The sequence below is a fragment of the Agathobacter sp. genome, assembly GCF_977054825.1.
In genome coordinates this window covers 61,705-75,830 of the sequence record NZ_CDRTEH010000011.1, presented here as the reverse complement: position 1 = coordinate 75,830, position 14,126 = coordinate 61,705, and the positions used below count along the sequence as shown (strand labels likewise).

Sequence of the window (14,126 nt, the reverse complement as noted above, 5' to 3'; positions counted from 1 at the left end):
TAAAAAACAAGAACTAAAAACATCTAAATATTACTATCTCAAACTTCCCATACTGAAAAGTGTGCTGAACCTTGAAAATTCAATATTTTAGCCAATAAAAAGTAAACGATGAAACGAAGGTACCTACAAAAGTAATAGCAAGACTGTTATAATGTCTTACTTTACAAAAACAGCACATTTTGTGGGTGTATCTTCTATGAGCTTTCGTATGAAAAGAATTTATGGTGTCTGCGTAGATAAAGGTAAACGCTCAAACGAAGGTACCTACCAAACCTAAATCAATATCGATATACTATGATCATAGTATATTTGTTAAAAAAGTTGAGCCTAAACTTTTTTGACTAAGATATGGGTAATGCAATGGAATTTGAACTGCTTGCAGATAGTATTAAGCAAATAAATGATAAAGCAAGTTCAGCAGCAAAAAGTGCTGTAAATCAGCTTATGACATTGCGCAATTGGGCGATTGGTTATTATATAGTAGAATATGAACAAGATGGCAGTGACAGAGCAGAATATGGTTCTCATCTTTTGAAAAATCTGGAAAAACAAATTGATCAAAAAGGAATGAATTATACGCTTTTTAAGGCTTGTAGACAGTTTTATAAAGTATATCCTCAAATTGGTTCGACAGTGTCGAGCGAATTTAAATTACCAGATTTTGGAAAAAGTTCGACAGTGTCGAACGAATTTGTCACAGATCCAGATGTTTTAGTTAATAACTTGTCTTTTTCGCATATTCGAGAAATTATGGTTTTAAATGATGCGTTTGAACGATTTTTTTACGAAACAGAGTGTATGAAATGCAACTGGAATGTAAGAGAACTCCGCAGACAGATAAAAACTAACCTTTATGTAAGAGCTGGCATAAGTAAAAAACCAGAGCTTTTATTAAAAAAATCTGTTGATAATGCAAATGGAACAATGCTATCAATAAAAGATCCATTTACATTTGAATTTTTGGGACTTGATGCAAGGGATGCTGTGTCAGAATCTGATTTAGAACAGGCTCTTATGGATCATTTGCAGGAATTTATGTTAGAACTTGGAGAGGGATTCTGTTTTGAGGCAAGACAAAGGAGAATTATAATAGATGATAAATATTATTTTATTGACCTTGTTTTTTATAACCGTCTTCTACATTGCAATGTTATTATTGAACTTAAGAATGATGAGTTCAAACATGAGGATTTGGGACAGCTTAACGCTTATGTAGGTTATTATAAGAAAAATGAGATGACAGAAGGAGATAATCCGCCAGTAGGAATACTACTTTGTACAGACAAAGGCTCGCAGATGGTAGAATATGCATTATCTGGAATGGATAACCAATTATTTGTTTCAAATTCATTATAAATCTGAAAGCCCTGTACGATTTCTTTTTTATGAAAAAAGTTGTAAAGTTATGATGCTATAGATTAAACAGGAAATCAGTAGATATTTTATAGTCTACGAAGCGTAGAATCCGCATATATTCACCATTCTCTACGCTACGTGGGTGTGAAGTGTCTGTTTTTTATACTACACTTGGGGCAGAAAGGAGGAAAACAATGGATCAGGTGAAAATTGGAAAGTTTATTTCTGATGAAAGAAAGGCAAAAGGGTATACACAGAAACAATTATCTGAATTGTTGGGAATCAGTGATAAAACAATATCGAAATGGTAATGCATTTATTAAGCACAAGATACTTAAAATGTCCTCACTGTAAGACAAGAACCTGGTGTAAGAAAGTCATAATCAAAGAGTGCTGATCAAATCATATAGACATGGTATGGCAACAGCAGGTTGCTTTTCAGAACATGAATTTATCTGTATGATATGGTTATGGAGGTGACGACGATGGAAACAAAAAATATTATTTTGAAGCTTCGTACGGAAAGAGGAATGTCACAGGACGAGCTTGCAGATAAAATCATGGTTACAAGGCAGGCAGTATCGCGCTGGGAAAATGGAGATACCGTTCCGAATACTGATACACTACGGCTTTTATCAAAAGAATTTGATGTCTCAATCAATACGCTTTTGGGAGAACCCAGAAAGCTGATATGTCAGTGCTGCGGGATGCCTATTGATGATGATTCCATATTGGGACGTGATAAGGATGGCACATTAAATGAGGAGTATTGTAAATGGTGCTATGCAGATGGAACATACACATATAATGATATGGATGAATTGATTGATGTGTGTTTAAAGAATATGGTAAATGAAAGCTTTACCGAAGAACAGGCACAATCTTATTTGAAAGAAATGCTTCCAAAATTAGATTACTGGAAAAGATATGATGAACTTAGTGACAATGGGCAGTTTGAAGAGTTTAAAAAGCAATTGATAAACGAAATAAATGATCTGCATATAGACGGACTTCCAAGGGTAGACAAACTAAATGCACTTGTGGGGAAATATGTGAATCTGGAATATACTCTGCCTAATGGACAAAAAGTGAAATTCCTTGATGATCATAAAACCTATCTGGGGAATCAACTGGAGTCTGAATTTGGAGGAGACAGGTGCTTCGGTATTCTGGCAAGTATGGATTTTATTCTGGTATGTACATATGAGAAGGATGGTGAGAATCCAGAGCTGTTGATTTACAAAAAGAGATAATATAAACAAAAAGAAAAGCCTTGACAAATAAACGACCGTTTACTATTATAAATATGTAAACGGTCGTTTATTCGCTTTGGAGGAAATGTGCATGGGTAATAGGAAAGAGGAAATATTAATTGTGGCACTGCATCTGTTTGCCAGAGATGGCTACGAGGCTGTCTCCGTCAGTCAGATAGCAGGAGAACTTAATATGACAAAAGGGGCATTGTACCGCCATTACAAAAGCAAAAGAGATATTTTTGACTGTATTGTGCGGCGCATGGAGCAGCAGGATGGCGAACAGGCAACAGAATATGATATGCCACAAGAGGAAAAAGAAAAAATGCCTGAAAAGTATGAGACAGTAGCATTTGATGATTTTGTGGAATACAGCAAGTCCATGTTTGAATACTGGACAGAGGATGATTTTGCATCATCGTTTCGGAAGATGCTGACAATAGAGCAGTTTCGCAGTGAGGAGATGCAGAATTTATATCAGCAATATCTGGTATCCGGACCGGCAGAATACGTGAAGGATCTGTTCAAAAATATGGAAATAAGAAATCCAGAAGAGAATGCAATTAAATTTTATGCAAATATGTTTTTTTATTATAGCATGTATGATGGAGCAGCAGATAAGGCGAAAGTGAAATGTCAGTTTGAACAGATGCTGGACAAAATTGTAGAAGAAATGCAACAGTAAATAAGAGTCAGACGCTTAAGACGCAGAGCCGTTAATTCTGATACTGAAAATCAGGATTATCGGTTTTATTTTTTAGAGAGGACATAAAAGAAATGGGAAAAAATAATATTATGATTCGTTTAGAGAAAAAGGAAGAACAACAGAAAGTAGAAAATCTGGTAAGAGAAAGTTTTTGGAATTTGTATCGTCCGGGATGCCTTGAGCATTATGTATTGCATCAGCTCAGAAATGATCCGGCATTTGTTCCGGAACTGGATTTTGTGATGCTTTTTAAAGAAAATGATGAAGAGGGTAAGCTGATCGGTCAGAATATGTTTATGAGAACGAGTATTAAAGCGGATGATGGAAGATATATTCCAATTATGACGATGGGACCAATCTGTATCAAGAATGAATATAAACGGAAGGGATATGGAAAAATCCTGCTTGATTATTCATTGGAGAAAGCAGCAGAGCTTGGCTGTGGAGCACTATGCTTTGAAGGAAATATTGATTTTTACGGTAAGAGTGGATTTAAACCGGCAAGCGAGTATGGCATTCGATATCATGGATTGCCGGAAGGAGAAGATGCATCATTCTTTTTGTGTAAAGAGCTTGTACCTGGTTATCTTGATGGAATTACCGGAGAGTATGCAACACCGGAAGGCTATCTTGTAGATGAGCAGGAGGCAGAAGAGTTTGATAAGCAGTTTCCATATAAAGAGAAAAAGAAACTGCCGGGACAGTTATTATAACCTGTACTTGAATTAGATTATTTCGGGATAGTTGAAAGATTCAGTGTGTTTGCTGCGACAGGGTATAATGCAGTGCTTGGCATAGAACTGTATCGGATGAAGTTTTAGAAAGTGAAAAAATATATACTTGTCATTGACATGTATGTATAAAGTGATATACTATAAATAGGTTTACAATAAACTAATTTATAGTATTGGAGATTTTATATGCCAAGTAGTCCAAAAATAAAAAAAGAAGATATGCTGCAGGCTGCACTGGAGCTTGTTTCAAAAAATGGATATGCCGCTCTTAACATAAAAGCTGTAGCCGGGGAACTGGGATGCTCTACAGCACCGATTTCATGGCAGTTTGGTGGAATGGATGGATTGCGTGAGGAATTGATTCCTTTTGCGGAGCAGTATGTGGAGGATAAGTATTACAGTCGGAATGAAAACGAACTTGCAACATTCGAACAGAAAGGAAAAGGAACCATTGACTTAGCATTAGAAAATCCTAATCTGTTTCGTTTCCTTTATACGGGAGAGCGAAGCCAGCTGCTAAGTACAGGCTTCGAGTTACAGACGAATAATCAGGAGGCCGCTAATATGTATCAGGAGATGGCAGAACTGCTTGGGATTACACCAAAACAGGTAATGGATTTTGCGATGACAATGATGGTGTATACACAGGGGATAGGAACCCTTATTGCATCAGGAATCGTCAAGGATACGAAAGAAAATATGTATCATATGCTTCATAATACAGGTATGACATATTTAAAAGGCTTAGGTGTGAAGGATAGCACTTTATGGGATTTATCAGGAGGTGACAGGTCAGATGAAAGCAGTAGTAACGGATAAATGGATACTATGTCCGGTATGCGGTGCAAAGACACGGACACAGATACTGGATGATACGGAATTAAAACATTTTCCGTTGTTTTGTCCAAAATGTAAAGAAAATTTTATTATAAATGTAAAGGATCATATAGTAGATTATGAATCTATTGCCAGACGCTAAGACGCAGAGCAGAAACGAAATGTTTTTTGCACTGCGTCATTTATATTATGGAGGTCAGAAGAATGAAAGCAATCATATATACATCAAATACCGGAAGCACAGCGGAGTATGCACAATTACTGGGAAAGGAATTGAATCTTCCGGTACATAGTTTACAGCAGGCAAAAAACAAGGTGCCTGCCGGCAGTGAAATCATTTATCTCGGCTGGATTATGGCAGGAGGAATCAAAGGATATAAAGAGGCAGCAAAATTGTATAAAGTGCGTGCAGTCTGTGGTGTCGGCATGGGACAGACAGGCACACAGCTAAAAGAGGTCAGGGATAAAAATGCTATTCCGCAGAGGATCCCTTTATTTACGTTACAGGGGAACTTTGATGTGAAGAAGCTTCATGGAGTATATCGTTTCATGATGAATGTCATGGTTAAAACTGCCGGAAAGGGATTGGCAAATAAAACCGACCGTACGCCCGAAGAGGATGATATGTTAGATATGATCGTAAATGGCGGAAAACGAGTAGCTTTGCAGAATTTGAAGACAGTTACTGAGTGGTATAAAAGTGTGTATTAGAGTGATGCTAAAGATTGTAGTTATGGAGATTGCAAGAATTATACAGATGTTTTAGGAGTGTTTTCATGAGAGTAGAGACTGAAAGAATGTATCTTTATCCTTTAAGTGATGAAGAAATGCGGTTGGTTATTGAAAAAGAGTCTGATCCTGAGATGAAACAGGCTTACACGGAGATGCTTGAAGGGAGTCTTTCTAACCCTGATAAGAGAATATGGTATGCCATCTGGAATATGGAATTGAAAGATGATCCAGAAATTATAGCGGGTGATTTTTGCTTTAAGGGACTTGGTGATGATGGAGTGGTTGAAATTGGATATGGTCTGAAAGAAGAGTACCGGCATCACGGATACATGACAGAGGCAGTAATAGCAATCACAGAATGGGCATTGTCACAGGACGGTGTAAAGCAGGTGGAGGCAGAAACCGATGCGGAAAATATAGACTCACAGAAAGTCCTTTTTAGGTCAGGATTTGTAAGTAATGGAAAGGTGGGAGAAGAGGGACCAAGATTTGTATATGAAGGCAGGTGATAAACATATATTCCTTTGTGCACGATATGGCAAAAAGTAATGTAAATTAGATGGAGGGAGAAAAAAATATGAAGAATAAGTTATTTTTGATGATTTATGTAATTATGGTATGTTCATTGTGCGCATGCGGGCAGCAGAAAACCGGAACTATGACTAATACCGGAAACAGTACAGAGCAGGTAGTTACGAGCGAAGATAATAGTGAGCCGGCAACAGCAGAAGACAATAATATAGAACAAACAGAGACGAAGGAACAAGAGGTAGTACAACTCCCGGAAGAACCGTCAATGGATGATTCAAGTTCATCAACTGAAATATTCGAGAATAAGGATAATTGGCCGGATGTCGAAGAACTGGTTAATCAAAGGGGCGATGAGACTACGGTCTATTTACTGGCAGATGGTCGCTATATGGATCGAATAAATGCTGTTTATATTTATGATGGAAAAGATACATGGACTGATGAAGCGGGAGTGGAATGGAATAAAGCTGTAAAATAATAGAAGAGAAAAGACAGATTATTAAACAGCTTATCAATACAGAAGTGGAGGAATAATCATGAGAATTGAACATGTTGCACTTTATGTAAATGATCTGGAAAAGACAAAAAAATTCTTTATGAAATATTTCAGAGCAAGATCAAATGATGGATATCATAATCAGAAAACAGGCTTTTGTTCTTATTTTCTCACATTTGAGGATGGTGCACGTATTGAAATAATGAATATACCGGAAATGGCTGATTTACCGAAGAAACCAGCTCGTACTGGATATTCACATATAGCTTTTAGCGTGGGAAGTAAGGAAAAAGTGGATGCATTGACAGCAGAACTAAAAGCGGATGGTTATGAGGTTATTAGTGGTCCTCGGACTACGGGTGATGGATATTACGAAAGCTGCATTGTTGCGGTTGAGGATAATCAAATTGAGATTACAGTATAATAGGAAAATAATTTTAACTTTTAACTTTACATACAAAGTTAAAAAAGTTAAAATAGATGTGTAAGGAGGGGGGATTATGACCAACGAAGAATATAGCAAGATTATAGCCGAGATTGAAACACTACCAACAGGCGGTATTACTTATAAAAAGATAAATGGAAAAGAGTATGCTTATTACCAATGGCGCGAGGATGGAAAGCAACGTACCAGAAGGACAAAAGATGAAGAGTTAGAACAACTTTCCAGACAAATTGAGAGAAGAAAAGAACTTCAACATTTAATAAAAGACATAGATAATCAGGAAGTAAATGAAGAAAAGCCAGCTTCTTTGTTTCGATGCACGGTAAGAATTGGTGAGGAACTGGAGCGTTTTGTAAAACCAGTGACAAAGTGGGTGAAACGTGAATGTTATCAGCAGCTTCATGATTACGTGTATGGAGATATACAAGATAGAGTGTATATTCTGTATGGTCTTAGGAGAACAGGTAAAACAACACTGATTCGTCAGTTGATATCTGAAATGGATGCATCAATGAGAAGTAAAGCAGTGTTCATTCAAATACAGGATAGTAAGACCTTGGATGACGTGAATCAGGATTTAAAGGTTCTGGAAAAAAAAGGATATCAGTATGTGTTTATCGATGAGGTTACACTGCTGAATGATTTTATCGAAGGTGCTGCATTGTTTTCTGATGTGTTTGCAGCAAGTGGCATGAAGATTGTACTTTCCGGTACAGATTCCTTAGGTTTTATGTTTACAGAGGATGAGGAGCTATATGATCGATGCATTATGTGTCATACAACATTTATTCCATATCGCGAGTTTGAAAGAGTGCTGGGAATTGTAGGTATTGATGATTTTATCCGATATGGCGGAACAATGAGCCTTGGCGGAAAGCAGTATAATGATAATGCTATGATTTTTGCTACTAAGAAAAGCACGGATGAGTATATTGACAGTGCTATTGCACGAAATATTCAGCATTCTTTGAAGAATTATAAGTACGAAGATCATTTCCGTTCTTTACGGGATTTATATGAGAAAAATGAATTGACAAACGCAATTAACAGAATTGTGGAGGATATGAATCATCGATTCACGATGGAGGTATTGACCAGAGATTTTAAATCAAATGATTTGAGAATTTCAGCAAGTAATTTACGAAAGGATAGGGAAGAACCGACGGATATTCTTGATCGTATTGATATTCTTAAAGTGAATGAAATGCTGAAATCTTTGTTGGAAATCAAGGATAAGGAAGAACAAAAGGTTGAAATTCAAGATGCACATCGTTACGAGATAAAAGAGTATTTAGACTTGCTTGACTTAACTGTGGAAATAGAAAGCAGATGGATGTCTGATTATAATCGAAGAGAATCAAGGACGGCATTTTCACAGCCAGGTATGCGTTATTCACAAGCAGAGGCGTTAGTCAAATCGCTTATGCAGGATGATATGTTCAGAGGTTTATCCTTTGAAGAGCGAAAGAGAGTAACTGAAAGAATAATAGATGAAATAAAAGGCAGAATGATGGAGGATATTGTTCTTTTGGAAACGAAGCTTTCTAAAAAGAATTGTGAAGTGTTCCGCTTGCAGTTTGCAATTGGGGAATTCGATATGGTGGTGTTTAATCAGGATGAAGGAACATGTGAAATCTATGAAATTAAACATAGTAAAGAAGTTGTTTTACAGCAGTGCAAGCATTTGTTAGATGAACAAAAGTGTAAGGATACTGAATTTAGATACGGTACAATTACCGGAAAATATGTAATTTATCGTGGTGCTACCACATCACTTGTGCAGGCAGGATTAGAGACATCGGAAGATGTGGCTTATCTGAATGTGGAAGAGTATTTGAAGAAGTTGTAAAGTGATGTTTAAAATAGCAAGTTGTAAAATATAAAAACATACACCTTATTTTACACCTTTTGCTGACGATATTCTGCGATAATACACCAGGTTATGTCAGAAAGCAAAAATTCACAAAGGCTTACAAAGCCCGAAATATCAAGAAAAACTAAGAAATGCGAGGTTATGCAACAATGATAAAAGTACTTTTCATCTGTCTAGGCAACATCTGCCGCAGCACCATGGCCCAAAGCATCTTCACCCACCTGGTCAACAGGCAGCATCTCGACACCGTTTTCGAGATAGACTCAGCCGCGACCAGCCGTGAGGAAATAGGCAATCCGCCGCATTACGGCACCAAAAACAAACTATACGAGGAGCATATTCCTCTTATTCCACACCGCGCTAGACAGATGACACGCGATGATTATTTGTACTATGATTTTCTGATTGGAATGGACACTGCAAATATCAGGAATATGACAAGGATTGCAGGTGGCAGTGACAGTCAACAGAAGATATTTAAGATGCTGTCATTTGCTGATTACGGGACAAATCATAAGCTCACAGCAGCGCGCGATGTAGCAGATCCATGGTATACAGGTGATTTTGATGCGACCTTTGATGATGTCATGAGTGGATGCCGGGGCTTGTTAGAATACATCAAAGAGGTGTATAATCTATAGCTATAGCAGTTAAAAGAGAATAATAGCAGCGGTTACGGTGCTGAACACAGCTACGATAACTAATTTCAGGAGGCACAAATGCAATTACAGAATGGAAGACCGACAGATACCACAGGCAGACTGGATAAAGAAATCCGTACATACGATTTTTTAGACAAGCTGGGAATAGAATATCAGAGAATAGATCACGAGGCAGCATTTACGATGGAGGTTTGTGAGGAGATTGACAAGACACTCGGCGCAACAATCTGCAAGAATCTTTTTCTGTGCAACCGCCAGAAAACTGATTTTTATCTGCTCATGATACCGGGAGACAAGACCTTTAAGACAAAAGAGCTTTCGCACCAGATAGGCAGTGCAAGGCTTTCATTTGCAAGCCCTGAGGATATGGAAAAATATCTGGATATCACACCCGGCTCAGTCAGTGTGATGGGACTGATGAACGACCATGACAATGCGGTCAGACTTTTGGTGGATGAGGATGTGCTAAAAGGTGAGTGGGTTGGATGTCATCCATGCATAAATACCTCGAGCCTCAGGATAAAGACAAAGGACATGTTTGGCACGGTGATAAAGGCCATGCACCATGATATGACCGTGGTGAAATTAACAGGTGAAGCGTAGTAAAGCCAGACAGAACGTAAGGAGAACCAATGGTAAAAGCAGTAATATTTGATATGGACGGAACACTCATAGATACGGAGAAATATTATCGTATTTTCTGGCCGATGGCACTTAAGCACTTCGGCTACGAGATGACAGATGAGCAGGCGCTTTCAATGCGAAGCCTCGGGCAGCCGTATGCACCGCAGCATCTTAAGGATATGTTTCATGATCCGGATATGGATTATGATAAAATCAGGACTTACCGTCGCAAAATCATGGAGGAGCATCTGGAAAAGGTGGGGATTGAGCTTAAGCCCGGTGCAATCGAGATACTTACATATCTGAAGGAAAAAGGCATTCACAGAGCGATTTCCACAGCGAATGATATAGAAAGAGCCGAGAAATATTTAAAAAAGATAGGGCTCTACGGATATTTTGACAAGATTATCTGTGCACCTATGGTGGAGCATGGAAAGCCGGCACCTGATGTGTATGAGTTTACGTGCAGTGAGCTTGAGCTTGCACCTGGTGAGTGCATGGCGGTAGAGGATTCGCCAAATGGAGTCAAAAGTGCATACTCTGCAGGCTGTAAGGTTGTCATGGTGCCTGATTTGACACAGCCTGATGAGGAACTGAAAAAGATGCTTTTTGCCTGTGTTGACAGGATAGATGAGATTAAAAGCATAGTATAATCACAGCATATATAAGTCGGGGAGGCATGATGGGCACAGAAAATGATTTACCGGGAATTTCATTAAAGGACGAGCAGAGACAGCTTCAAAATATCATAGGGATTGCACAGGATAATCTGGATCGTGCAAAGGAATCGGTAAAAAAGCTGACAGATGATTTAGAGGATTTAAGAGATGTCTACGAGGCACAGGACAAGGAGGGACTTGCCCTGTGGAACAATGCGACAGCGCAGCTTCATGAGAACGAGAGAAACATTGTCAGATGTGAAAAGGCGCGGAAAAAGCCGTACTTTGGCAGAATAGATTTTAAGGATCCGCATCAGAAGTCACAGGAGTCCTATTATATAGGCAGAGTCGGTATTGCAAAGAATGCGTCAGAGCCTGTGGTCATTGACTGGAGAGCACCGATTGCATCCGTATATTATGAGAGCAGTCTTGGACCATGTAAGTACACGGTGAGCTCAGAGGGCACTTTTGAGATTGATTTAAACAGAAAGCGCACCTATGAGATTGCAGATGATAAGCTCATCGACTTTTTTGATTCAGATGTCGTGGCAAATGATGAGCTTCTGACAAAGTATCTGGCCAAAAATAAAAAGGCAGTGCTCGGAGAGATTATCGCGACGATCCAAAAGGAGCAAAACCTTATTATCCGCCGTTCACCAAAGACGAATATCATAGTGCAGGGAGTTGCAGGCTCAGGAAAGACAACGGTTGCGATGCACAGGATATCGTACATTTTATATAATTATGCTGATGATTTCAGACCTGAGGATTTCTACATTATAGGCAGCAATCACATTTTGCTGAACTATATTACAAGCGTGCTTCCGGAGCTTGATGTGTACGGTATAAAGCAGATGACTATGGAGCAGCTTTTTACAAGACTTTTGTACGAGGATTGGGATGACAAAAAGTACAGCATGCATGCAGTCAGCAAAAATGACAGTAGAAACAGCATAAAGGGCAGTAAAGAATGGTTTGAGGCTCTTGAAAGATTCTGTTGGGATTACGAGGAAAAATGTATTCCAAGAGATGAGGTCTACATGGAAAAAACAGGCAATCTGCTTGTGGGAAGGGTGCTGATAGACACTTATCTGCATGATAATCCGCTTCTTTCCATGCAGAGTAAAATCCTCATGTTAAATGAGATAATTTACTCCAAGTATGAAAATGAGGTTCTCGGTAAGGAAGTGAAGTTCCCGGCAAGGGAGCGCAAGGAGCTTGATAAAAAATACAAAACCTATTTCGGTAAGGATGACTGGAAGGGCTCGGTGTATGATTTTTACAGGGATTTTCTGCTTGGACAGAAGGAAAAGGGATATGATATAGACATTCCCGAGGACTCATTTGATGTGTATGATCTGGCAGCGCTTGCGTATATTTATAAGCGCATCAAGGAGACGGATCCGGTTCGTGAGGCGAGCCATGTGGTTATTGATGAGGCACAGGATTTTGGCATGATGGCATACTGCTGTCTGCATTACTGCCTCAGAAACTGTACATACACTATCATGGGTGATACCTCGCAGAATATCCATTTTGAGTATGGCTTAAATGACTGGGAGGACTTGAAAAAGCTGATACTCACAGGCACATATGATGCCTTCGGGCTGCTTCGAAAGAGCTACAGAAACACTGTTGAGATTTCGGAATTTGCAACAGAGATACTGCGTCACGGAGATTTTGCAATTTATCCGGTGGAGCCTATTATAAGGCATGGAAACGCAGTGCGCATTGAGGAGTATGCCAATGTGCGCTCACTGATTTCGGCATCGGCTGACACGATAAAGGGCTGGCAGAGTGAAGGCTATGAGACGATAGCTGTTGTGTGCCGTGATGAGGCAGAGGCTCTCAAGGTGTCTGCTGAGCTTAAAAAACACATAGAGATAGCAGATGATGATATTGAAACGGCACAGTTTGGTGCGGGAGTTATGGTGCTTCCGGTTGCATACACAAAGGGACTTGAGTTTGATGCTGTATTGCTGTTTGACCCATCAGAGAGAAAATATCCGGCTGATGACAGTCATGTGAAGCTTTTGTACGTTGCGGCTACCCGTGCACTTCATGAGCTTTCGGTATTCCACCGGGGCAGGCTGACACCGCTTATTGCAAACCCCGCTCCTTCATGCAGGCATCAGAAGGAGTTTTCTGCAGAGCCGCTCACTAAGGCAAAGGAATATGAAAAGCAGCAGCTGACAGAAAAAGAGCTAGAAGAGCAAAAGCGTGTGGATGGCAGATGCGATATGGATGAAAGAGAGTATTTTGGTCCATCGCGCATTGCATTAAAGCCGGAGCAGTTGACAAATAAGGCTGAAAATGAGAAGCTTGATTTATCTGCATTTGTGAAAAAAGACAGGGAAAATCAAACACAATGTACTGCTACAGATATGGCAAATAAAATTAAGATTAAGGAAGTAAGCAAGGCTGCAAACAAGAGCAGCCGCCCTCTCAATCCCTCCCCATACGCATACGGCTCAATCCCGGACAACGATATACTTCATGTAAAGGGACATTCAAAGGGCAAGTTTGCAGTAAAATGGCTCAAAAAAGGTAAATCACATGTTGAAATCGCAACAGCGGACGGTACACTTTATGTGATACCAATCACACCGGAGATAGTACGCGTAATCTTTGTAAAAGGAATCGGAGTGAAGCCGCATAAAACCTATTGGAAGCAAAAGGCCGACACAGCCTTCAAATGGGTGGCAAAGGAATCCAAATCACTGATTGAGATTCAAACGGAGAAGCTGATACTAAGGATAGAAAAGAAAAACGGAGCCATACAGTATTTTGATGCCGACAGAAATCTCCTTGTAAGTGAAAATGCCACAGAGCCAAGGCTTTTAAATAATGGCGAGTGCTACACATTTTTTGACTGGGACAAATCGGAAAAGCTCAAATCAAAGGGAATACTTGCGACAGACCTTACTGATTTGACAAACAAAGCCAGATATATTTCGTTCGGAGGCAGACAGCAGAGGCTGCCACTTGTCGTGTCAAACAAGGGCTATGGAATCGCACCGGCATCAAGCCGCACAGCACTCTTTTGCAATATAAAGATGTACGGACAGTATATCTATGCAGACGGTGACACTCAAAGTGACTATTACTTTATATGCGGAGGCAGTGTGGGGTATACACTTGAGTTGTACGGCACATTATAAAATGAAAGTTGCCCAAAGTAAAATTATCTGATAAAATATCGGCATGAGTATAAACGG

General features: G+C 39.3%; 16 protein-coding genes. All 16 read left to right on the top strand.

Going from position 1 to position 14,126, the window contains the following annotated elements; translation table 11 throughout:
* Nucleotides 1-360 precede the first annotated feature (360 nt).
* The 16 genes from ACW6PM_RS09780 (at nucleotide 361) to ACW6PM_RS09705 (ending at nucleotide 14,069) form a co-directional block, all read left to right on the top strand.
* Nucleotides 361-1,356, top strand: a complete 996-nt coding sequence (locus ACW6PM_RS09780) for a PDDEXK nuclease domain-containing protein (RefSeq protein ID WP_456057046.1) — start codon at nucleotides 361-363, stop codon at nucleotides 1,354-1,356.
* Nucleotides 1,357-1,550: 194 nt separating this feature from the next.
* Nucleotides 1,551-1,667 (top strand): helix-turn-helix domain-containing protein, encoded by a 117-nt coding sequence (locus ACW6PM_RS09775; RefSeq protein WP_456057045.1) that lies wholly within the window; start codon nucleotides 1,551-1,553, stop codon nucleotides 1,665-1,667.
* Between the two features lie 174 nt (nucleotides 1,668-1,841).
* On the top strand, nucleotides 1,842-2,609 hold the full coding sequence (locus ACW6PM_RS09770; protein WP_456057044.1) for a zinc ribbon domain-containing protein: 768 nt from the start codon (nucleotides 1,842-1,844) through the stop codon (nucleotides 2,607-2,609).
* Nucleotides 2,610-2,700: 91 nt separating this feature from the next.
* Nucleotides 2,701-3,294, top strand: a complete 594-nt coding sequence (locus ACW6PM_RS09765) for a TetR/AcrR family transcriptional regulator (RefSeq protein WP_456057043.1) — start codon at nucleotides 2,701-2,703, stop codon at nucleotides 3,292-3,294.
* A gap of 92 nt (nucleotides 3,295-3,386) precedes the next feature.
* Nucleotides 3,387-4,028, top strand: coding sequence for a GNAT family N-acetyltransferase (locus ACW6PM_RS09760; protein WP_456057042.1), 642 nt, complete (start codon nucleotides 3,387-3,389; stop codon nucleotides 4,026-4,028).
* Nucleotides 4,029-4,235: 207 nt separating this feature from the next.
* Complete coding sequence (locus ACW6PM_RS09755; RefSeq protein ID WP_456057041.1) at nucleotides 4,236-4,868, top strand: TetR/AcrR family transcriptional regulator; 633 nt, start codon at nucleotides 4,236-4,238, stop codon at nucleotides 4,866-4,868.
* A complete protein-coding gene (locus tag ACW6PM_RS09750) occupies nucleotides 4,846-5,028 on the top strand; it encodes a cysteine-rich KTR domain-containing protein (protein WP_456057040.1) in 183 nt (60 codons plus the stop codon). Before ACW6PM_RS09755 ends, ACW6PM_RS09750 begins: the two co-directional genes overlap by 23 nt.
* A gap of 62 nt (nucleotides 5,029-5,090) precedes the next feature.
* The gene (locus ACW6PM_RS09745; RefSeq protein WP_456057039.1) at nucleotides 5,091-5,597 is read left to right on the top strand and encodes a flavodoxin domain-containing protein; all 507 of its coding nucleotides are present in this window, start codon (nucleotides 5,091-5,093) and stop codon (nucleotides 5,595-5,597) included.
* A gap of 65 nt (nucleotides 5,598-5,662) precedes the next feature.
* The gene (locus tag ACW6PM_RS09740) at nucleotides 5,663-6,127 is read left to right on the top strand and encodes a GNAT family N-acetyltransferase (protein WP_456057038.1); all 465 of its coding nucleotides are present in this window, start codon (nucleotides 5,663-5,665) and stop codon (nucleotides 6,125-6,127) included.
* A 68-nt stretch (nucleotides 6,128-6,195) separates the two neighbouring features.
* The gene (locus ACW6PM_RS09735; protein ID WP_456057037.1) at nucleotides 6,196-6,627 is read left to right on the top strand and encodes a hypothetical protein; all 432 of its coding nucleotides are present in this window, start codon (nucleotides 6,196-6,198) and stop codon (nucleotides 6,625-6,627) included.
* Nucleotides 6,628-6,685: 58 nt separating this feature from the next.
* On the top strand, nucleotides 6,686-7,069 hold the full coding sequence (locus ACW6PM_RS09730) for a VOC family protein (protein ID WP_456057036.1): 384 nt from the start codon (nucleotides 6,686-6,688) through the stop codon (nucleotides 7,067-7,069).
* Between the two features lie 76 nt (nucleotides 7,070-7,145).
* Complete coding sequence (locus ACW6PM_RS09725) at nucleotides 7,146-8,939, top strand: AAA family ATPase (protein ID WP_456057035.1); 1,794 nt, start codon at nucleotides 7,146-7,148, stop codon at nucleotides 8,937-8,939.
* Nucleotides 8,940-9,112: 173 nt separating this feature from the next.
* Nucleotides 9,113-9,604: a low molecular weight protein-tyrosine-phosphatase gene (locus tag ACW6PM_RS09720; protein ID WP_456057034.1), complete on the top strand. Its 492-nt coding sequence runs from the start codon at nucleotides 9,113-9,115 to the stop codon at nucleotides 9,602-9,604.
* 78 nt (nucleotides 9,605-9,682) lie between these two features.
* The gene (locus tag ACW6PM_RS09715; RefSeq protein WP_330023342.1) at nucleotides 9,683-10,228 is read left to right on the top strand and encodes a prolyl-tRNA synthetase associated domain-containing protein; all 546 of its coding nucleotides are present in this window, start codon (nucleotides 9,683-9,685) and stop codon (nucleotides 10,226-10,228) included.
* A gap of 29 nt (nucleotides 10,229-10,257) precedes the next feature.
* Nucleotides 10,258-10,902 carry an HAD family hydrolase gene (locus tag ACW6PM_RS09710; RefSeq protein ID WP_456057033.1) on the top strand — a complete coding sequence of 215 codons (645 nt, stop codon included), beginning with the start codon at nucleotides 10,258-10,260 and terminating at the stop codon, nucleotides 10,900-10,902.
* A gap of 26 nt (nucleotides 10,903-10,928) precedes the next feature.
* Nucleotides 10,929-14,069, top strand: coding sequence for an ATP-binding domain-containing protein (locus ACW6PM_RS09705; protein ID WP_456057032.1), 3,141 nt, complete (start codon nucleotides 10,929-10,931; stop codon nucleotides 14,067-14,069).
* Nucleotides 14,070-14,126: the final 57 nt, after the last annotated feature.

Excerpts from the sequence above, each read along its gene's own strand:
- ACW6PM_RS09770 (WP_456057044.1), top strand. The coding sequence starts at position 1,842 with ATGGAAACAAAAAATATTATTTTGAAGCTTCGTACGGAAAGAGGAATG.
- ACW6PM_RS09765 (WP_456057043.1), top strand. The coding sequence starts at position 2,701 with ATGGGTAATAGGAAAGAGGAAATATTAATTGTGGCACTGCATCTGTTT.
- ACW6PM_RS09710 (WP_456057033.1), top strand. The coding sequence starts at position 10,258 with ATGGTAAAAGCAGTAATATTTGATATGGACGGAACACTCATAGATACG.
- ACW6PM_RS09720 (WP_456057034.1), top strand. The coding sequence starts at position 9,113 with ATGATAAAAGTACTTTTCATCTGTCTAGGCAACATCTGCCGCAGCACC.
- ACW6PM_RS09780 (WP_456057046.1), top strand. The coding sequence starts at position 361 with ATGGAATTTGAACTGCTTGCAGATAGTATTAAGCAAATAAATGATAAA.
- ACW6PM_RS09725 (WP_456057035.1), top strand. The coding sequence starts at position 7,146 with ATGACCAACGAAGAATATAGCAAGATTATAGCCGAGATTGAAACACTA.
- ACW6PM_RS09740 (WP_456057038.1), top strand. The coding sequence starts at position 5,663 with ATGAGAGTAGAGACTGAAAGAATGTATCTTTATCCTTTAAGTGATGAA.
- ACW6PM_RS09755 (WP_456057041.1), top strand. The coding sequence starts at position 4,236 with ATGCCAAGTAGTCCAAAAATAAAAAAAGAAGATATGCTGCAGGCTGCA.
- ACW6PM_RS09760 (WP_456057042.1), top strand. The coding sequence starts at position 3,387 with ATGGGAAAAAATAATATTATGATTCGTTTAGAGAAAAAGGAAGAACAA.
- ACW6PM_RS09715 (WP_330023342.1), top strand. The coding sequence starts at position 9,683 with ATGCAATTACAGAATGGAAGACCGACAGATACCACAGGCAGACTGGAT.
- ACW6PM_RS09775 (WP_456057045.1), top strand. The coding sequence starts at position 1,551 with ATGGATCAGGTGAAAATTGGAAAGTTTATTTCTGATGAAAGAAAGGCA.
- ACW6PM_RS09745 (WP_456057039.1), top strand. The coding sequence starts at position 5,091 with ATGAAAGCAATCATATATACATCAAATACCGGAAGCACAGCGGAGTAT.
- ACW6PM_RS09705 (WP_456057032.1), top strand. The coding sequence starts at position 10,929 with ATGATGGGCACAGAAAATGATTTACCGGGAATTTCATTAAAGGACGAG.
- ACW6PM_RS09730 (WP_456057036.1), top strand. The coding sequence starts at position 6,686 with ATGAGAATTGAACATGTTGCACTTTATGTAAATGATCTGGAAAAGACA.
- ACW6PM_RS09750 (WP_456057040.1), top strand. The coding sequence starts at position 4,846 with ATGAAAGCAGTAGTAACGGATAAATGGATACTATGTCCGGTATGCGGT.
- ACW6PM_RS09735 (WP_456057037.1), top strand. The coding sequence starts at position 6,196 with ATGAAGAATAAGTTATTTTTGATGATTTATGTAATTATGGTATGTTCA.